Below are 20233 nucleotides of genomic sequence, written 5' to 3'. Positions count from 1 at the left end.
GGGAGGATGAGGGCTGCCTTGTTCCGACAGTCGTAGGGCGGGTATTTGCTCGAAAAGAATACTGATTTTGTGATTACAATGTCAATTCTTCCCCGTCACGCCTGAAATCTTTTTCTCGCCCAACGACTTCAAACTCGTCAGCATCACTCCCGCCATGTTCCGATTTCTCACCGCCCTCGCCCTTTTACCGCTCGCTCTTCATGCCGAGCCGACCCCCAGTTTCCTCCCTCAGGAGATCGATCCCGCTGTCGGTATTGGCTACGGGCTCGCTTTGGCGGATGTCGATGGAGACTCGAAGACTGACATCCTGCTTTGTGATAAAGACCTCATCGTCTGGTATCAAAACCCCACCTGGAAAAAGCACGTCATTGCCGAGAAGCTCACCGAAAAGGACCACGTCTGCATCGCCGCGCGCGACATCGATGGCGATGGGAAGTGCGAGATCGCCGTCGGTGCCCAGTGGAATCCCGGCGACACCACAGGCAGCGGGGCCGTCTTTTACCTCGACCCGCCTGCCGACCGCACCCAGCGCTGGAAACCCGTCCAGCTCACCCACGAGCCCACCACCCACCGCATGAAATGGGTGCGTAACCTCGCCGGGCGCTACGACCTCATCGTCGTCCCCCTGCATGGCCGGGGGAACAAAAATGGCGAAGGTGCTGGCGTCCGCGTTCTCGCCTACCACAAGCCGGACGACGTCACCCAGCCCTGGAACACCACCCTCGTCACCGATGCCATGCACATGACGCACAATCTCGACATCGTCCCGCCCGGCAATCCCTCCGAAGCTGAGTCACTCCTCCTTTGCGGTCGCGAGGGCATCATCCGTCTCGATCCTTCCGCCAATGGCTGGCGCACCCGATGGATCGCCAAACATGACCAGCCCGAACTCCAAGGCGCGGGCGAAGTGCGCTGGGGAGCCTTTGCCGGTGGTCAGCCCTACATCTCCACCATCGAGCCCATGCATGGGAACCAAGTCGTCATTTACACCCCGCCCGCCGATGGCCCGAAGGATGGCCTCTGGCAGCGCCGCGTGTTGGATGACACGTTGACCGACGGCCACGCCGTCTCCTGCCACGACCTCCTCGGCCTGAACAATCGTCAGATCGTCGTCGGCTGGCGCGCTCATCACAAGCTGGGCACCCGTGTCGGCGTCAAACTCCTGCACACCACCAAAGAAGACGGCAACGGCTGGGTGAAGACCCTTTTGGACGACAACACCATGGCCTGCGAAGACCTCATCGGCACCGATCTCGATGGCGACCGCGATGTGGACCTCGTCGCGGCAGGCCGGGCCACGAAGAACCTCAAAATCTATTGGAACCAGCGCCTGAAGCCCTGATCCGCGAAGCGTTACTTCAGCGCCTCGGCCAACACCTCGCCAACGATTCGATGCCCCGCTGCATTGAAATGCGTGTCGTAGATCGTGTTGAAGGTCATCTGCCCCGCCTTGCTTGCAGCGCTCAGGGCAGGTGTTGAGTTGATAAATGTAACGCCACGCTTGCTACATTCTTGAGCGACATACTCCGGCAAATCTCCCAACTGCCACTCGGGCTTGGGGTAGTCCTCCCCTTGGCGGAGCTGACCATGCATCACTCGTCGCTTGCACGGCAGGTAGAGCAGATGAGGCTTCATTCCGTGTTTTTGGCAGGCTGAAATGTAACGGTCCAAAGCGGACAAGAGCGCCTCTTTTTGCTCGGTTGTCATTGCCTCACTGGACGGCGGTGCATCCGCAATGGTGACGGGGATCTCCCCCGCCGCAGTCTTGAAGAAAGCATTCGCATAGCTGCGATCACTCAGACGCAGTTTCCTGAAATCGCGGACGAGATTCCACAGCGCTTTGAGAAAGGAAGGCTGGTGAGGAATGGCCCGGCTGGGAGATTCTCCGCTGTCTTTGAAGGCGCGCAGATCATGCTGCTCCTGCACATTGTCCGTTACATCATTGCCTTCAAAAAAGGCCAGCACCGCCGTCCGGCACGAGGGAGCCTTGGCATACGTCTCAATATAATGGGCATGGGCGAAGTTCCCGCTGTCCGTGATCCCCAGGTTCTTGATGCGCTTGCCCATCTTGGTCGCGGCGACACCGGTGAAAATGTCCCCCTCAGGCAGGTAGCCGGACTCCGTGAAGGAGTCCCCCGCCACCGCGATGTCCCAGTCGGCGAGATCGTCAGCATTGCGGAAGCCCTCCTTGCTGTAGCGGATGCTGACCTCCTTCTCATCGGAATAGGCAGCGTCCGTGCTGCGATGGTTCTTCAGCAGCGTTTGCAGCGGCTTTCCGGTCCACGAACTGCCCGGATCACGGGTGAAAAACACCTCCCCGGAGAGGTGTGTCGGCAGACGGAAATAGATGGGAAAGGCCTCATTGGCACGGCGGGCACCCAGGAGCGTATTGAAGTCGAGCCCGATCACCCGGCATGCCACCTCCACGCAGCCGAGGCCGATTCCCGTCACCAGCGCCAGCATCAGCACGCCGCTCACGAACCGCTGATACCATCCCCCGCGCATCAGCGTCGCCCCCATTGCCAGTAAAGAGAAGGCCGCCAGAGCCCTGGACGGCACCACCCACTGAGGGGCATCCAGGGTGCTCGTGCGGTGATGGAGGAACACGGCCGCAGCCCCGGCACCGAGCGAGCCGAGAAGACAGAGCAGCATTTGGAGGCGGAGATTCATGCGGTGTTTTTGAAATCGAATGGAAAACTTATAGCCAGTCCAAGGCCCTGTCAGCTAGCACCATGACCAATTCGAGGTTCCCTCAATGGCTGCTGCTGCCCGCCAACTATTCCTCCCCGGCCCAATCTTCCCCCTTTCGCTTGGGCGAACTGCCCTTATTCTCCGCGCCCTTTTTCCCCGCGTTATGATCAAAGTCGGACTCGTCTCCCTAGGCTGTGCCAAAAACCTCATCGACTCTGAAATCATGGTCGGCCACCTTCAACAGGCAGGCATGACCATGACCCCGGAGGCCGATCTGGCCGACGTGCTCATCATTAACACCTGCTCCTTCATCGACATGGCGAAGAAGGAGTCCGTCGGTGCCATCCACGAAGCCGTCGATGCGCGTGGCGAGTCGAAGAAGCGCAAGAAGCAGAAGATCATCGTCGCCGGCTGCCTCTCCCAACGCTTCCGCGAGGAGCTGCCCACCCTCATGCCCGACGTGGACGCCTTCATCGGCCTCGACCAGATCACCCAGGTGGCCCCCATCATCCAGGGCCTCTTTGGCAAAGACCACGCCCAGGAAAACCTCGTCACCAAAGGCCCGCAGTACATCCCCGACTATGACACGCCGCGCTTTCGCCTCACGCCGAAGCACATGGCCTATGTCAAAATCGCCGAAGGCTGCAACCACCCCTGCTCCTTCTGCATCATCCCCAAGATCCGCGGACGCCACCGCAGCCGCACTCAGGAAAGCGTCGTCAAAGAAGTGCGCGACCTCGTCAAAAGCGGCGTGAAAGAGATCAACCTTATCTCCCAGGACACCACCTACTTCGGCATGGACAAATGGGAAGGCGAGCGCCCGAAGCCCACCTCCGGCGTCGATAGCACCAAGGGCGAATCTTTGAGCACCCTCCTCCGCGAGCTGAACAAGATCCCCGGCGACTTCTGGATCAGGCTCCTCTACACCCACCCCGCGCATTGGAGTGATGACCTCATCGCCGCCATCGCCGAGAGCCCCAAAGTCGCGCGCTACATAGACATCCCGCTCCAGCACATCAGTGACAACATGCTCACCCTCATGCGCCGCGAGACGAATGGCTCCTACATTCGCAACTTGCTCAAGCGCATCCGCGCCGGCATCCCCGGCATCGCCATCCGTACCACCTTCATCGTCGGCTTCCCCGGCGAGACCGAAGCCGATTTCAATGAGTTGCTCCAGTTCATCGAAGACGAGAAATTCGAGCGCGCCGGCGTCTTCAATTACTCCCGTGAAGAAGGCACCCGTGCCGACAAGATGGACGAGCACGTCCATCACATGACCCGCAAAGCCCGCTGGAACGAAGCCATGCGCGCTATCGAGCGCAACGTCCAGCACGTCAATCAGCGCCACGTCGGCAAAATGATGCGCGTCCTCGTCGAGGAGCCCGGCATCGCACGCAGCGCCATGGACGCCCCCGACATCGACACCACCGTCTTTGTCGATAAAAAACTCCCCGTCGGCGACTTCGCCGAAGTCAAAATCAAAGACTGGCGCGGCTACGACCTCGTCGCTGGCTGATCCAAGGATCGCGAAATTCATTCCGTGAGGTGCTCTAACTTTCTGGACCAGGGACAATCGGAAACCCAACATGAAAGGGTGCATGGCTGCGAGGAACGAGCCAGCCAATGCCCTCTGGTTGAACATGGCCCGGCTTTCGGTCTGAGGGCTTCCTTAGGGCGCTTTGTGTTTGGTGCTTGAGGGTCTGTCCGTGTTTGGACGCTGACGTTGGGTGTCTGGGCGGCTCTTGATTGGCTCGTGCTCGGCTCGACCTGACTGTTTCGCCGTCGTTTCTGCCGCTCGGTGGGTGCTTTTTGACCTCGGCGATGATTCGCGGGCGTGGACTTCCTTCAGCGCAAGAAAGGGCCCGGAGTCGATTCTTGACAGGACAGCACCGTCTTTCATGAATTGATTCCTGCGCCTTTCCTGAGGATGCCACGGCAGCTTCACCCTTGGCACGCCTTTGGCTCTGCCATCTGGCAGCCAACCTCATGCCCATCTCGAAAAGCCGCCCGCAGGCCAACCTCATCTATGCCTCCATCTTCGTGGGCGTGGTGATGCTGGTCTTCACCCTCGGCTACCGGCTCGCTGGCTGGTCGTGGAGCGATGCCTTTTACATGGTCATCATCACCGCCTTCAGCGTCGGCTTTGGCGAGGTCGTGCCCATCACCGATCCCTGGCTGCGGGCCTGGACGATGGCCCTCATTGTCCTCGGCTGCACGGGCATCATTTTCATCACCGGTTCCTTCGTCCAATGGCTGACGGAGGCCCAGATCCAAAAAGCACTCGGAGGCAAACGCATGGAAAACGAAATCGAGAAACTCAAGAACCACGCCATCATCTGCGGCTACGGCCGCATCGGGCGCATGATCGCCGCCCAACTCGAAGCGGGCGGCATCCCGTATGTCATCCTGGATCAAGCTCCCGACCGTGTGGCCGAGGCACGCGAATCCGGCTGCCTCACGCTTCAGGGCGAGGCCACGGATGAAACGGTGCTGCGTGCGGCCGGCATCTCCAGAGCCCGCGTGCTCGCAACGGTGCTGCCCAATGATGCCGCGAACGTCTTCATCACGCTGAGCGCGCGAAACATGAACCCCAGCGTGCAAATCATCGCCCGAGGTGAAGTGCCCTCCACCGAGCGCAAGCTCCTCCAGGCCGGGGCAAACCGTGTCGTGCTGCCCGCCCACATCGGCGCAGATCGCATCGCCCATCTCATCCTGCATCCGAACGCGCGCGAACTCCTCGGTACCCAGACCAAATCCCGCGTCGAGTTTGAGCATCACCTCACCGAACTCGGCATCGACATGGAGGAGATCGAGATCAGCGCCGACTCCCCGTGGGCGCATCGACGCATCAGCGATGTCGAGTCCGAGGCCGCCGGGCGGCTGCTCGCCGTGGCCATTTTGAGAAAGGAGGGCAGCACCGATCTCAATCCCACCTCCAGCGCCATGCTCATGCCTGGCGATGCGCTCGTCGTCATGAGGCGCGCCATGCGCCGCTAAAAAACAAGTTGGCTGGCGCGTGATTCATCGGCACTCCATTGCCGCCTATGCCCTCCCCCATCCGCGCCGTCATCTTCGACTTCGACGGCCTCATCGTTGACACTGAAAGCACCGGTTACCACACCTGGAGAGAAATCTTCGACCAGCACGGCCACGAGCTGCCCGTGGAGCGCTACGCCCAGGCTGTGGGCACTGATTTTATCACCGGCGTCTATGACCCGAAACGCGATCTCGAGCAACTCACCGGCCGCACCTTTGACTGGGACGCCGTCGAAGTCGCCCGGAAGACCCACGAGGGCGAACTGCGTAAGCATCTGCGCCTCCTCCCCGGCGTTGCCGACCTCCTGAAAGAGGCCGACTCCCTCGGCCTGCGCATCGCCATCGCCTCCAGCAGCCCACGTGTGTGGATCGACTCCTGGATGGACCAGCTCGGCCTCCACGATCACTTCCACCACATCTCCACCGTCGATGACACCGGCAAGGTGAAGCCCGACCCGAGCCTCTTCCTCCACGCCGCCGAAAATCTCGGCGTCGCCCCCGAAGAAGCCGTCATCTTTGAAGACTCCCTCAACGGCCTCCGCGCGGCCCTCGCCGCCGGCATCCGTTGCGTCGTCGCCCCCGGCCCCATGACAAGACATCTCGACTTCACGGGCGCATGGAAGCAGGTCGAATCTCTCGCCCACGTCACGATCAAAGAACTCATGGTGGAGGAATGAGATGATTCAAAGTCTGCTCATGAAATCCATCCTTTTACCGCTCATCCTTTTACCAACTCTGCTGTTGGCCGCTGATCCCGCCTGGATCAGTACCGGTCAGTTCCACTGGCAAAGCACCCCGCCACTCATCGGCCCCATCGAAGTCAGCGCCGACCCCGATGTCGCGCTGAAAGATCCCAGCTTCGTCTTTCACGAAGGAAAGTGGCATCTCTTCGCCACCCATCGCCGCGCCTCCGGCAGGGTGGACATGCAGTATCTCAGCTTCACCGATTGGAAAGACGCGGGCCAGGCCACGCGCCACACCCTCGACTTCCACGATCAATACCACTGCGCCCCGCAGGTCTTCTACTTCACCCCACATCAGAAGTGGTATCTCATCTACCAGCTCGCCGACCAAAACCGCACGCTCAAATTTGCCCCCTACTTCTCCACCACCTCGACCCTCGCTGATCCGAAGTCCTGGACCAAGCCCCAGCCCATGATCGAAACACTGCCCGAGGGTGGCGACAAAACCAAGTGGATCGACTTCTGGGTCAACTGCGATGCCACCAAAGCCCATCTCTTCTACACCAGCGACGACGGCCACTTCTGGCGACGTGAAACCGCGAAGGAAAACTTCCCGCTCGGCTGGTCCAAACCCGAACTCGTCCTCAAAGACACAAAGGACGAACTCTTCGAAGCCTCCCACACCTACAAGCTCAAAGGTCGCGATCAGTATCTGACCATCATCGAGGCTCTCGGCCCTGGCTGCCGCTACTACAAAGCCTGGCTCGCCGACCGGCTCGAAGGCCCGTGGAAGCCGCTCGCCACCACACGCGATAAGCCCTTCGCCTCCACCACCGTCAACGTCACCCAGTCTTCCCCCTGGACCACCAGCATCAGCCACGGCGAACTCATCCGCTCCAGCAACGACGAAACCCTCGAAGTCGATCCCTCCGACCTCCGCTTCGTCTTCCAGGGCGTCGATGCCGAAGGCTACAAAGCCAAGAAGTACGGCAGCATCCCCTGGAAGATCGGCATCCTCAATCAGTCTGCGAAGTAACGGCTCAAGTTACCCATACGCACGCCCCACTTCTTCACGTTTAGTCTTGTCATCATGAGGATGAAAAGTGGAGCATGGAGAATGAAGATGATCTTCGTATCCATGCATCGCCTCCTGCATCTCATCGTGTTTGCCCTGTTATCTGTCGGCCCCACCGCAGCCTCAGCACAGGGCGGGCCAGACCCGGAGTTCACAAAAAGACTTGAGCGAGTGGAATCTAAACAAAAGTCTTCTGAGGCGGGGACTCACAGCAAGATCCAGCAGATCGAGACGAAGCTGAGCAAACTCGAAAAGGAATATCGTGACACTGGAGCCGGGCTCTTTTTATCCGGGATCTTGTGCGCCCTATGGGCTCAGTACACGCGGCGGTCTTCCTGGCTGTGGTTCTTCTTTGGACTCATTCTAGCTCCGATAGCGCTCATCGTGCTCGTTTACAAAAATGCCGATGACCTCAGCTCAGGTCGATCGCGGTTTTGGACTCGTGATTAGAGCGCGAAGGATCGATGCCGACCTCAATGGAATAGTAGGGTGTCCCGTCACTCTTTCGTGATCGTCTCGTCCAGATTCAGCAGGGCTCGCGCGACGGTGGTCATCGGTGCCAGTGTGTCGGGGGCGGTGTTCGCGCGTTGCTGATTCAGTAGGGACAGCAGCACGCGCGATTCTTTGACCGTAGGCTGACGTGAGGTGCAAAGATGGAAACCATGCGCGATGGCGGCCTTGTCGTCGCCTTTGCCAGACTCACTCATGCGCTTCGCCAGATGCTCGGCGGCTTCGAGGCTGAGAGTTTCATTCAGCGTCATCAATGCTTGCAGCGGTGTGTTGCTGCGGGCGCGCTTAATGCAGCTCGACTCACCATTCGGTACGTCAAAGGTGCTGAGGAAGGGATACGGCGTGCTGCGGCGGCGGAAGACATAGACGCTGCGGCGGTATTTCTGGTTCGCCTCCTCCACCTTCCATGGGAAGGGCGCATAGCTCACAGGCTTCTGGAAAAGGTACTCAGGCGCAGGCGGCATGACGCCACGGCCACCGACTTCGGGATTGAGCAAACCGCTGACAGCGAGCTGGATGTCGCGCACGATCTCGCCCTCGACTCGGAAGCGCGGGCCACGGGCGAGCAGGCGGTTGTAGGGATCTTTTTCCAGCAACTCAGGAGTGACGCGGCTGTCCTGCTGGTAGGTGTGACTGGTGACGATGATCCGGTGCAGATGCTTGATGCTCCATCCGTGCTCCATGAACTCGCAGGCCAGCCAGTCGAGCAGATCGGGATGGCTCGGCTTCGCGCCTTGAGTGCCGAAATCCTCCGGTGTCTCGACCAGGCCGATGCCAAAGTAGGACTGCCAGATGCGATTCACAAAAGCTCGTGCTGTGGTCGGTGAATCTCGTGAGACGAGCCACTTGGCGAAAGTAAGTCGTGAGCCGTCAGCATTCTTCGGCAGAGGATTCAGGGCAGCGGGCACACCCGTGCTGACGCGATCTCCAGGCTTGAGGAAGTCGCCACGCTTCAGGATGCTGGTCATGCGTGGCTGCTCGCGGGCATCCAAAACGAGCGTGGTCGTGCCTTCAGGATGCTGTTTCCACAGCGCTTCGATCTCGTCGTTGATGGGTTTCCATTCAGCCACACTGGCACGGAAAACCGGGAACTCGGCCTTCTTGCCGTAAAGCGGGTCGGCCTCCGCATCAGCGGCCTCTGTGGCGCTGATGCGATAGCGCCCGAGGTTCATCGTTTGCAGGTCATCACTATTCCAGCCGCCGTGCTTCATGCTGAGGCCGATGGTGAGCTCGGAGTCGGCTTTGACCTCAATGGGCTTCTCCAAAACGAAGACGGCATTGCGCGGCACATTGCGGCGTCCGGGACCCGCGTCGATGCCCCAGGCGGTGTCGGCTTTGCCATCAATCGCATAGGCGATGGGGCCGGTGACGCGCTTGTCCTTCGCTGTGTCCTGATCTTTGGCAAAGCCAGGAATGGGTGTGTTCTCCGGTTCGCCGAAGTCGGCAGTGGCTTTGATGAACTTCAATGGCGTGTCTTTGCCGTCGATCTTGATCGTGGCATTGAACTCAGTGAGTGCGGCGGTGCCTTTCTGCGAACGTCCGGGACCGTAAGCAGGCAGGTTTGGGTCGTTCATGAGTTCCAGACGGAAGGCAGAAATCTTGAGTGGAGCGCCTTGCTTCACGATGAACTTCACCTCGCTCTTCGTCGGTGCATAACCTTGGGCAAGAATGCTGCCATCCGGCTGGCGAAGCGCCTTTTCACCACCGCTCGGATCGTCTTCAAAGCTAAGCGTCGTCCACTTCGGCTGCGGTTTGAGAGACTTCTGCCACGCTGCCATTTTCTCCTGCCAGTCAGGTTGATCGTGCTTCAACTTTTCCTCCAGCTCGCGGATGCGCTGAAGGATCTGCGCGCGCTGCATTTGCTCGCTCGCCGTATAGACCACACGCCAGGGTTCGTTGTCATTGTTCAGGTAGGCAAACATCCGGTAGTACTCCTCCTGCGTGATGGGATCGTATTTATGATTGTGGCACTGCGTGCAGCCAATCGTGAGGCCGAGCACGCTCTTCCCGATGGTGTCCATGTGGTCAAACATGGCCTCCATGCGGAACTGCTCAGGATCGACTCCGCCTTCTTCATTGATCATCGAGTTCCGCAGGAAGCCAGTGGCGACGATCTGATCCTGCGTGGCCTTCGGGAGTTGATCTCCTGCGATCTGCTGGATGATGAACTGGTCGTAAGGCAGGTCGCGGTTGAAGGCGTTGATGACCCAGTCGCGGTAAAACCAGATGAAGCGCATGGGGTCCTTCTCGTAGCCGTTCGAATCGGCATAGTGCGCCGCATCCAACCAGTGGCGTGCCCAGCGCTCGCCGTAGTGTTCGGAGGCCAGCAGTTCTTCCACCAGATCTGCATAGTCTTTGCTCGTGTCCGGCTGCGGAGGTAGTCCGGTGAGGTCCAGATGCAGCCTTCGCACCAGCTTCTCTGGCGATGCCTTCGGCGCTGGCTTGAGCCCTTCCTTGGCGAGTCGATCTTGAATGAAAGCATCAATGGGATGCATTCCCGTCCCTCCTGGTACCTTCGGCTTCACAGGTGGCTTAAAGGCCCAGTGATCCGTCTTCGTCTCCAGCTTTACACTCGCACTGTCCGGCCACTCGGCACCAGCATCAATCCATGCCTTGATCGTGCTGATCTCGGCAGCGGAAAGTGGATCACCTTTGCGCGGCATCCTCATTTTGGGATTCCGCCCTTCGATGGCATGAACGAGCACCGAATCTGCACTGTGCCCGGCTTTGATCGCGAGCCCAAAGTCCCCTCCCTTCAGCGCGCTGGGCTTGTGATCGAGCCGGAAGGCCGCCTCCTGCTTCTGCGTACCATGGCAGCCGTAGCAGCGCTCTTTCAGGATGGGCTGCACGTCTTGGACGAAATCGACCGCAGCCACAGGAAAAGTGACGGCGAAGGAAAGCACGAGAGGCTTGAACATGATGATTCATACGCAGGCGTAGATGGAATCTCATCTCCTCTGGCATGGAGGATTCAGTGTTACATTACGATTTGCTCATTGGAATAAATCCACGCTCCGTGTCTCGTAAATCCTAACCCACCATGAATCGCGCCCTCCCCCCGCTCCTGCTTTACTTTGCTCTGCTCCTGCCCGCCTTTTCTCAAATCGATCTTCTCGCTCCGGGTGGAACCGCCGGTGCCAAAGTCACCGCGAGCATCGTCTCCGAAGTGAAAAGTGCTGCGCCGGGCCAGCCATTCAGAGTCGCCGTGAAGCTCGTGCATGAGGAGCACTGGCACACCTATGGGAAAGTTTTGCCACCTGATGTGATCGGCAAACCGACGAAGCTCAAGTGGACCTTACCCGAGGGCTGGAGCGTCGAAGAACTCCCCTGGCCAGCCACGAAGGAGGTGGATTCCACCGATGGAAAAAAATCACAGGGCTACGAAGGCACCGTGCATCTGCCGGTCAAAATCACCCCCGCAGGCAAAGCTGGAGATGCCGTCGAGATCAGCGTCAAAGTCGATGCTCTGGCCTGCAATCCCGAAAACTGCATGCCCGTGAAACCCGAGGCAAAACTCACCATCGCCCTCGCAGACAAAGCCGACCTCGATCCCACGAATTCAGCCATTTTTGCCCAGGAAACCTCAGCGCCAGCAGCCGCAGCTTCCGTTGTCAAAACCGTCGAGCGCTCCTTCGCTGGTTACCTGCTCTTCGCCTTCATCGGCGGCTTGATCCTCAATGTCATGCCCTGCGTCTTTCCCGTTCTCGGCATCAAGGTTCTCAGCGTCGTCCAGCAAGCTGGTGAAAACAAAAAACAGGTCCTCTTCCACGGCCTAGCCTACACCTTCGGCGTGCTCGTCTGCTTTTGGGCGCTCGGGGCTTTGGTGATCACACTCGGCAAAGCTTGGGGCTTCCAGCTTCAGTCTCCCGGCTTCGTCTATGGTCTCGGGGCTTTCTTCCTCATCTTCGGACTCAGCATGGCTGGCCTGTTTGAAATCGGTGCCTCCGCTGTGGGTGTCGGCCAGAACCTGCAATCTCAGCATGGTCTTGGAGGTTCCTTCTTCTCCGGCCTGCTTGCGGTTGTCGTCGCCACTCCCTGCTCCGCCCCCTTCCTCGGGCCTGCGCTGGGTTACACGGTCACGCTTCCCGCCTTTCAGGCGCTGATCATGTTCTCCATGATCGGCCTCGGCCTCGCGAGCCCCTTCCTAGTGCTCGCCATCTTTCCAAAGCTCGTCTCCGCCCTGCCACGTCCCGGCGCGTGGATGGAGAGCTTCAAGCAAGGTCTGTCCTTCCTGCTTTTCGGCACCGTAGTCTTCCTCATCTGGGTGCTCACCGGCATGGTCCAGGGCCAGCCGCTTCTATTTTCCATGCTCGGACTCGTGCTGATCGCCTTTGGTTGCTGGGTCTATGGACGCTGGAGTCTGCCTCACAAATCCGCACGCACCCGTCTCATCGCAGTGATCCTCACCCTGCTCAGCATCGGTGGTGGCCTCTATGCTGGCTGGCCGGTCAAAGAAGACAAGTGGGCAGAATGGTCCCCCGAAAAGGTCGCTGAACTTCGTGCCGCTAACAAACCTGTCTATATCGACTTCACCGCCCAATGGTGCGTCACCTGTCAGGTGAACAAACGCGTTTATAAAAACGAAGCGCTGAAGAAACTCATCGCAGAGAAAAAAGTCGTCCTCCTCAAAGCCGATTGGACCAACGAAGATCCACGCATCACCCAAGCAATATCCGCTCTCGGCAAAGCCGCTGTGCCAGTGAATGTGCTCTATCTCCCCGGTCAAGCCGAGCCCATCATCTTGCCCGAGCTACTCAGCGTGGACAACGTCTCGGAGGCATTGAGCAAAGTCAGTCCATAACGCGCAGAGCGCTTTGCTATGCCTGCTTCACTTGGCTGGAAACATCCACGGGCGACTCCCCAGCCACTTCCTTCTCCACCGGCTGCACCTTGATCTCCACGTTCACCGGCACAGCTCGCAGGCCTTCGATGATCTTCTGTAGTCGCTCCATCGTCAGGTCAGAAAGCGTCGGGTTGCTCACGGCTTGCTCGATCTTCTCCAGGCCGACGGTGAAGGCGTTCATGTGGCCGGTGATGCGATTGATGGGGTCGTTTTCTCCTGCACCGCCGGTGAGGAGATTGCGCTTGAAGGTACCCTTGATGACGGTCCAGCGCGTGATGTCCTCTTCGGTGGCAAGGGCGTTGATCTCGCGCCATTTCAGCAGGTTCGCTTCGGCGGCTTGGCTCAAGGTTTGGGCTTCGCCACGATAGTGGTCGGCGATGATGTTCGCGACTTCGGCATCGGTCATGAGCGGCAGGATCTTGTCGGCGATCTTGTTCATGTTGCGGTAGCTGCCTTGCAGCTTGAAGGGAGGTTCCGTGCGGTAGGCGTCTTCCATGGCGGCGCTGCGGACGTACTCTTGATTCACGCGCAGGATGATCTCGCGCACATGCAGGAGCTTCTCCATGACGGCGACGGCGTCGTTGATCTCCTCGGCGCTAAAGCTGCCTTCAAACTCCACGCCTTCGCGGGTGCCGGTCTGTGCGATCTTCAAGACGGCGAGCGCGTCGGCGTGGCTGCGCGCGGCGATGCGGGCGAGCGTGGCGTTGCTGGTGAGGGTGTTCTCGATGTAGCTGTCTTTGAAGGCTTCCTCATGGCCGCCGAGGATGTCGCCGAGGTTGTAGGTGTCGGCGCGGTTGGCAAGCATGTCGGGCACTTGGAATTTGCCGCCGACTTCGGTGTAAGGGTTGCCTGCCATGACGACGGCGACTTTGCGGCCGCGCAAATCATAGGTCTTGGCCTCGCCTTTGAACACGCCTTCGATTTTGCGCGTGCCATCGCAGAGGGAGATGAACTTTTGCAGGAACTCGGGGTTCGTGTGCTGGATGTCGTCGATGTAAATCATGACGTTGTCACCCATCTCGAAAGCGAGGTTGAGTTTCTCTACTTCCTCACGCGCGCTGGCATTGCGCGCCTCGGAGGGATCGAGCGAGGTGACGTGATGGCCGAGCGCAGGCCCGTTGATCTTCACCAGCGTGATGCCCAGACGGCTGGCGACATATTCCATGAGCGTCGTCTTGCCGTAACCGGGCGGTGAAATGAGCAGCAGCAGGCCCATGCGATCCGTGCGCGTGTCACTGCCCGCCGCGCCGAGCTGTTTGGCGAGATTGGCACCGATGAGCGGCAGATAAACTTGATCGAGCAGGCGATTGCGCACGAACGAACTGAGCACACCGGCTTTGAATTGATCGAGCCGCAATTCGCGACGGCGTGTCTCGGCGAGGCTGTGTTTGAGCTTCTGAAACTGCTCGAAGGCGGGCACGATGTCCTGCTCGTAGCGCTGAAGTCGCGCGGTGAATTCGTGGTAGTCGAGTTCGAGCTTTGCATCGGCGATGCGCGCGTGTGTGCCGGTCAAACCAGTGATCGTGATGCGTGAACTGGCTTCCGACGGCGTCGCCGCAGGCGGTTGATCATTCGTGACGACCATCGCCGCCGTTTCGATGAGCACACCGCGATCCGCGTGTGGATTCAAAGCCGTGACCCAGTCCAAAGCGATCTCAAACGCCAGCAACGGCTGTGCCGCCAGTGCAGTGAGCGTTTCCTCAAAATCCTTCGCCGCTCGTTTCGCCGTGAGTTCTTTTCGGAATGACTTCAACAGCTCCACCGCCGCTGCCGAGCGTGTGAAGTGCGTTTTGGACTGAAGTTCATCAAGGAGGCACGCCGCAATTTGCGCCGCCGAAACTCGCGGCAGCGTTTTGGAGTGCGGTGGGAAGCGAAGCGCCACACCGCTTTCGAGCGCGCGCAAATCATCCGAGGAACCCTTCACCGTAGCTCGTGCATCTGTCCCTCGCTCGAAAGCGGCGTCGCTGCCGCCGCACTCCAAGACGCTACCGCGCCCGAATGCACCGATACGGCCAACGAGAGCCGGATCGACTTCCGTATTAGAGACACCCAACAGCTCCCGCATTCTACCCTTCGACTGCATCCGCGCTGTCAGGGCCTTTTTGTCGTCATCTTCGTTCCAGCCGTGCCAAAACAACCTTGCATAGCCTCGAGCCGCTGGAGAGTGTCGCAGGAGGCCAAGGCTGGCGTGCATCTCCTGGAGTGGCTTCAGGATAAGCGCAGCGTCGTGATCATGAACGCCCTTGGTGTAGCCTTCGTGATAACGCTGCGCCATGAAGGTGGCGACATCGTCTTGGCTTCCCGACTTGTACATCTGCCAGGCGAGATACTCGGCACGATACACCACTTCGTTCTCGGAAACGACCGCCTGGTCCCAAACGTGGCGCTGGGTTTCGAGTTCGGCGCTTTCGACCTTCTCAAAGAAACGCGTGCCGGTGAGGTGATAGGCCAGCCCGCCTTCGCGTGGCAGCACGGCCAGCTCCAACGGCTGACGATTGACGCTGAACTTGTGGCGACCGAGTTGGATGAGATCGCCGCCATCGACGAACAGCTCGGCTTTGTCGCGAATCTGCTTCAGCGAGTCCTGCTGGACAGTTTTCAACCGTGTTTGTAGCTCGTCAGCGCGGACGCTGTCGCCGAGCTTGCGGAGTTCGTCGATGAGATCGCGCAGCTTGGCGACCATGGCATCACCAGCGAGCCAGCTATGCACTTCCTCAGGCTTGGCAAAGGCGGCAAGGCGATTGCGGACGCTGCTGAGAATGCGGTCGGCAGATTGGCCAAGTGACTGGCAGCGGCGGTTTAGCGCATCCGTGAGGCTTTGCCGACGCGATTCAAAAGCTGTTTGGACTTCCTCGCGCTTTTTGACCAATTCGGTCGCGTAGTCATCGAAGTCGGAGAACTTCGTCTCCATCTCCTCGATCTGCACCAGCACGCGAGTGAGCGATTCATCGCACTTCTCCGGCGTGGTGGCCACTTCGAGGTAGTTCAGCACACTTTGACTGAGCAAACTGAGCTGCGCCTGAAACTGCGCCGCGCCTTCCGTCTTCGCGAGATCGTTGCGCCGATTGCGCAACACACTGCGCACTTGATTGAGCTGGGCAAAGAGCGTGCTGATGCCCTCGATGATGCGCGTGGTCTCCGTGGCATCTTGGATCTTCAGACCGCTGACGATGGCGGTGAGCATCTCCAGTTCACTGCTCGCTTTCGCGAGCGCTTGCTCGACCTCCTGCGCTTCGGTGACTTTCACCAACGCGGGCACACGAGCCTGCTGCTCGCTGATTTGTTTCCGATACGGATCAAGCGCCTCCGGCTTGAGCAGGAAGGCCACGCATTTCGCGCTGAGCTTGTCACTGCCCTCGGCCACAGCCTTGTCCATCGCGTCGATGACCGCTGCATCTGTGTAGCGCACATCCCGCAGCGCGATGATCTGGCCGCGTAGCTCGCGCAGGGTCGTGAGGAGCTGCACAAAGCCGAGGATGTCGCTCGGATCGGTGTTGCTGGCGGCATTGAGCGCTTTCTGCGACTTCTCTTGCAGTGAGGTGGTTTGATCCGCCGCCGTCTTCCTCATGCGGCGCACTTTTTCAAACTCGCCCAGCGCGGCCTCGGCGGTCGTTTTGATCTCGGTGAGCGTCGTCTTGAGATCATGCGCCTCCTCCTTGCCTACCCAGAAGTAGCTGTCGGCGATGTCGCCGCAGGAACGTGCGAGTTCGACGTAGAGGCCGGAGAAGGAGTCGTCCTTCGCCAGCAGCGTGAGCACGCCACGGCACTCGGCCATCGCGCGGACGATTTCGGCGTTGCCGATTTTGCTGAGGAAGGTCTGCGTGGCCTTGGCCTCGCTGACATCGGCGGTGAGATAAGGCGTGCGCCAGATCTGCACGACGTGGTGTTTGCGCGGCTCTGCGTCGGCATCGAAGAGCACGAGTTCGCCCGACGGGAAGAGGCTGTAGCCGTGGCAGGGCTGCGGCGTGGCGATGCTCTGCGTGATGAGATTGTAGCTGAGCAGCAGATACGATCCGCTTTCCAGATGGCCGAAAACAAAAAGCGTGTCCTCACCATTTGCAGCGGCGATGCGGCGCTCGAAGCGCATTGGCGGCAGGCCGGTGTCGAAGCGGCGCACCTCGCCCGTTTGCAGCACATAACCGTGCGGGAAAAGGATTCCGTGATCGTCCGGCAGCAGCACGCAGCTCTCCGCGATGCTGTCGATGCGATGCGCCTCACGCGTGCGCTCGTTGAAGACGAGATGCCGCCACGCCTTCTCCTGATACGGCAGCACCTTCATCAGGATGAGGTTCCCCACAATGGCGTAATGCACCTCCGCGTCATCGAGCGTCTGGTCTTTGTTATCGACGGGTTCATTGTAGATGCCGCGACCGGAAGCGGTGTTGTTTTCCACCTTCACCGTGAGGTCGCCGCCGATGGTCTCGACGAAGACGCGGTCCTCGATGCTGATGTGCGGATGCTCGCCGTGGATGTACATGTCCCGCGTGGCCCGCTTCCACGCGAACTCCTGCGGCGTGGGAAAGACGAACTCATGGTCACTGCGATTGCCAAGGTATTTGAGCGTGCCCTTTTCATCATCCACGAGCCACTTGAAGGTCTTCACCTCCGTGGCGCGCTGCCCCACCTGAAAGCCCATGTAAAGATGCGGCCCGATGCGGTGGAACTTCAGGAAGCTGGCGTTTTTGTAGTAGCTGTGAAGATAGGCGAAATCCTCTGCGAACTGCGTGTCACTGATCAGGCCTTCCTTGTTCGTGTGAAAGCTGTGATCGTCCGAATGGTAATCATACACCGAGAAGACATCCTCGATGCGCATAGTGGTGCGCAGACCGAGATGAACGTTGTAGCCAAAGAGAAAGCGCTTCGGCCCGATGGCCGCCATGTCACGCGGGACGCAGTTGTTGTCCGTTGTCAGCCGCGTGGTCGCCAGCAGCGCCGTGTCGATGCCACCAAACTCCGCCTTCCGATCCGCGTTAAGCAAATCCAGCCGCCGCTGGAGTTCGGAGCCGTGCTTGTTCAGCCGCTGACGAATGACTTCGTAAGCACCGGCTTCGAGCTGGGGCGAAGAGTTTGCGGGAGGTGGTGTGGGATCGGCCATATGGAGTGCCGACGAATCGTCGGCTTAGAGTGCTTCAAGGGCCGACGAATCGTCGGCGCTCCATATTACTTCTTCGCGGCCTTCGCGGTGAGCAATCCGGCGACGGTTTGTTCGGTGAGACCAAAACGACTCGCAGCGCCGATCATGCCGGTGAGCTTGTTTAGCGTCGTGGCGTCGGGGTTGAGGCCGATGAGCTTCGCAAACAAGGCGCTGAGGGTGAGGTTCTTCGTGTCTTCGGCGGTGAGGCCGAATTGATCGACGACGGTTTTAAGTTGGGCTTTGAAGTAATCGGGATCGCCGTTGAAGAAGGTCTCCTTCACATCGGTGAGGGTGCGGCTGCCTTCGACGAGGCGATCCACGGCGCGGGCGCTGCCGATGGCGTTGGTGATCTTGTCGAAGAACTGGGTTTCTCCGCCGACAATTTCGATCTTGGCGGACTTCATGGCTTCGCCGAGCACGCCGGCTTGCGCGGCGGCGATGTCTTTCTGGATGTGGATCTCCGCGAGGGCGATGGCCTTGTCTTTTTCGAGGGTGAGCTTGAATTCCTCGTGCTCGCGACCGGAGTTTTCGAGAAGCTTCATGGCCTGAGCCTTCTTGGTGATGCCATCGGCTTCGGCTGCGAGTTTGAGCTGCGTGACTTCGGCATCGACGGTGCCTTGCTTCTGCGAGGCTTCCGCTTTCGCGAGAGAGACTTGGGCTTCGCCGAGTCCGATGGCGGCGGAGGTGGCGGTTTTGCCTTCGGCGAGGGATTTCTCGGCGGCGGCATCTTTGGCGGCGGATTCTTGACGAGCATCGGCCAAGGTCAGCAATTCCTGCGCGTGAAGCTCCGCAGACTGCTTGGCAGCTTCGGCGGCTTTGATGCTGGTGAAGGCTGCCTGCTCGGCGGCGAGCTGGGCGGCTTGTTTGGCGGCCTCGGCCTCTTTGATTTTCTGAATGAGCTGCTCCTGGGCGTTTTTCTCGGCGTTGGTCAAAGCGACCTGCTTCTCGCGGTCGGCGGTGGCGAAGGCTTCGGTGTCCTTCATCTTCTGCTGCTCGACGACGACGGTCTTTTCCAGTGCCACACGCTCTTTGATGACTTCCTGGATATTCTTCTTCTCGATTTCGACTGCTTTTTCCTTCTCGATGCCTTTCAGCGTGGTCTGGCGCTCGCGGTCGATGATTTCGAGGTCGCGATCACGCGTGACGCGCTCGACTTCGACGGCGTCGGTGCGCTCCTTGTTGCGTTGGGCGACGAGGATCTGGCGGTCCTTGTTCTGCGTGGCGATGGCGATCTCTTCGTCGGCGGCGATGTTCGCGCGTTCAGCTTTGAGGCGCTCTTCGGCCTGCACTTTCATGGTCTCGGCATGCTCACGGGCCTGCACGCTTTCGACATCGCGCTTCTGCTTGGCTTCCGTTTCCGAGAGCTGGCGTTCGAGTTCGAGAATGGCTTCGCGGGCCTGCACGTCCTGCTGCTTGATGACCTTTTCTTTGTCGCGCTGGATGTTGTTGGAGAGTTTGGCCTGGATGGCGGTGAGTTCAGTGATCTTCTTGATGCCCTCGGCGTCGAGGATGTTGTCGGGATCGAGGTTTTCGAGCTGCGTCTGTTCCAGGAAGTCGATGGCGCAGTCGTCGAGCGCGAAGCCGTTCAAGTCGGTGCCGATGACCTTCAAGATCTCGCTCTTAAAAGTGTCGCGCTCATTGTAGAGCTGCACGAAGTCGAATCGCTTGCCGACGGTCTTCAGCGCTTCGGAGAACTTGGCGTCGAAGAGCGTGCGGATCATGTCCACATTCGAGGCACGAGCGCAGCCGACCGACTGGGCGACGCGGAGGACATCATCTGGCGTCTTATTCACTCGGACGAAAAACGCGACCTTGATGTCAGCACGCAGGTTGTCTTTGCAGATGAGGCCTTCGTTGGCTTTGCGCTCGATCTCGATGCGCTTCACGGAGATGTCCATGTACTCGGCCTGATGCGCGACGGGGATGACGATCATGCCATTGAAAGACACCTTCGTGCCGCCGATGCCATTTCGCACGATGGCCTGGCCTTGTGTTACTTTGCGGAAGAAGCGCGAGAACAGAATCAGCACGCCGAGGAAGATGCCGATGATGATGACGCCGACGAGGATGCTGCCTTCGAGAAGCACGGCGAGTGGGAGGGTGGGGTGCATATTGATGATGTTGGATTTATGATTTCAGAGACTCGATGAAGTAGAAGGCATTTTCTGGGCCGGCGGTGGTGACTTGGGCGGGTGTGCCTTTGGGCAAAGAAAGAGCTCCTGGCTGGGTGCGGACGTTGATCAGAAGTGGGGCACCAT

General features: G+C 59.4%; 11 protein-coding genes. 7 read left to right on the top strand and 4 right to left on the bottom strand.

The features are described from left to right. Positions 1 to 154: 154 nt before the first annotated feature. Complete coding sequence (locus AC6FTP_RS13665; protein WP_497207470.1) at positions 155 to 1342, top strand: FG-GAP repeat domain-containing protein; 1188 nt, start codon at positions 155 to 157, stop codon at positions 1340 to 1342. A gap of 11 nt (positions 1343 to 1353) precedes the next feature. Here AC6FTP_RS13665 and AC6FTP_RS13660 read toward each other — a convergent pair whose 3' ends face one another. Continuing rightward, the gene (locus tag AC6FTP_RS13660; protein ID WP_497207469.1) at positions 1354 to 2670 is read right to left on the bottom strand and encodes an SGNH/GDSL hydrolase family protein; all 1317 of its coding nucleotides are present in this window, start codon (positions 2668 to 2670) and stop codon (positions 1354 to 1356) included. Between the two features lie 184 nt (positions 2671 to 2854). On the opposite strand from AC6FTP_RS13660, the gene rimO reads away from it, so the two are divergent. From rimO to AC6FTP_RS13635, 5 genes are all read left to right on the top strand, one after another. Next, positions 2855 to 4210 carry a 30S ribosomal protein S12 methylthiotransferase RimO gene (gene rimO, locus AC6FTP_RS13655; protein ID WP_497207468.1) on the top strand — a complete coding sequence of 452 codons (1356 nt, stop codon included), beginning with the start codon at positions 2855 to 2857 and terminating at the stop codon, positions 4208 to 4210. Between the two features lie 431 nt (positions 4211 to 4641). After that, positions 4642 to 5691, top strand: a complete 1050-nt coding sequence (locus AC6FTP_RS13650; protein ID WP_497207467.1) for a potassium channel family protein — start codon at positions 4642 to 4644, stop codon at positions 5689 to 5691. Positions 5692 to 5738: 47 nt separating this feature from the next. Then, the gene (locus AC6FTP_RS13645; RefSeq protein ID WP_497207466.1) at positions 5739 to 6407 is read left to right on the top strand and encodes an HAD family hydrolase; all 669 of its coding nucleotides are present in this window, start codon (positions 5739 to 5741) and stop codon (positions 6405 to 6407) included. A gap of 19 nt (positions 6408 to 6426) precedes the next feature. Beyond that, positions 6427 to 7449 carry a glycoside hydrolase family 62 protein gene (locus tag AC6FTP_RS13640; RefSeq protein WP_497207465.1) on the top strand — a complete coding sequence of 341 codons (1023 nt, stop codon included), beginning with the start codon at positions 6427 to 6429 and terminating at the stop codon, positions 7447 to 7449. A 102-nt stretch (positions 7450 to 7551) separates the two neighbouring features. Then, the gene (locus tag AC6FTP_RS13635) at positions 7552 to 7938 is read left to right on the top strand and encodes a hypothetical protein (protein WP_497207464.1); all 387 of its coding nucleotides are present in this window, start codon (positions 7552 to 7554) and stop codon (positions 7936 to 7938) included. A gap of 47 nt (positions 7939 to 7985) precedes the next feature. Here the strand turns inward: AC6FTP_RS13635 and AC6FTP_RS13630 are convergent, their stop codons facing one another. After that, positions 7986 to 10916, bottom strand: coding sequence for a PSD1 and planctomycete cytochrome C domain-containing protein (locus tag AC6FTP_RS13630; protein WP_497207463.1), 2931 nt, complete (start codon positions 10914 to 10916; stop codon positions 7986 to 7988). Between the two features lie 122 nt (positions 10917 to 11038). Here AC6FTP_RS13630 and AC6FTP_RS13625 point away from each other — a divergent pair, with 122 nt between their 5' ends. After that, positions 11039 to 12799 (top strand): protein-disulfide reductase DsbD family protein, encoded by a 1761-nt coding sequence (locus AC6FTP_RS13625; RefSeq protein WP_497207462.1) that lies wholly within the window; start codon positions 11039 to 11041, stop codon positions 12797 to 12799. 16 nt (positions 12800 to 12815) lie between these two features. On the opposite strand, the gene AC6FTP_RS13620 is transcribed toward AC6FTP_RS13625, so the two are convergent. Together AC6FTP_RS13620 and AC6FTP_RS13615 are read right to left on the bottom strand one after the other, a co-directional pair. After that, on the bottom strand, positions 12816 to 17936 hold the full coding sequence (locus AC6FTP_RS13620; protein WP_497207461.1) for a DNA repair ATPase: 5121 nt from the start codon (positions 17934 to 17936) through the stop codon (positions 12816 to 12818). Between the two features lie 65 nt (positions 17937 to 18001). Next, positions 18002 to 20086 carry a flotillin family protein gene (locus AC6FTP_RS13615; protein WP_497207460.1) on the bottom strand — a complete coding sequence of 695 codons (2085 nt, stop codon included), beginning with the start codon at positions 20084 to 20086 and terminating at the stop codon, positions 18002 to 18004. Positions 20087 to 20233: the final 147 nt, after the last annotated feature.

This window comes from Prosthecobacter sp. (assembly GCF_044378005.1).
GTDB lineage: Bacteria > Verrucomicrobiota > Verrucomicrobiia > Verrucomicrobiales > Verrucomicrobiaceae > Prosthecobacter.
This window is presented reverse-complemented; position numbering and strand designations above follow the sequence as displayed.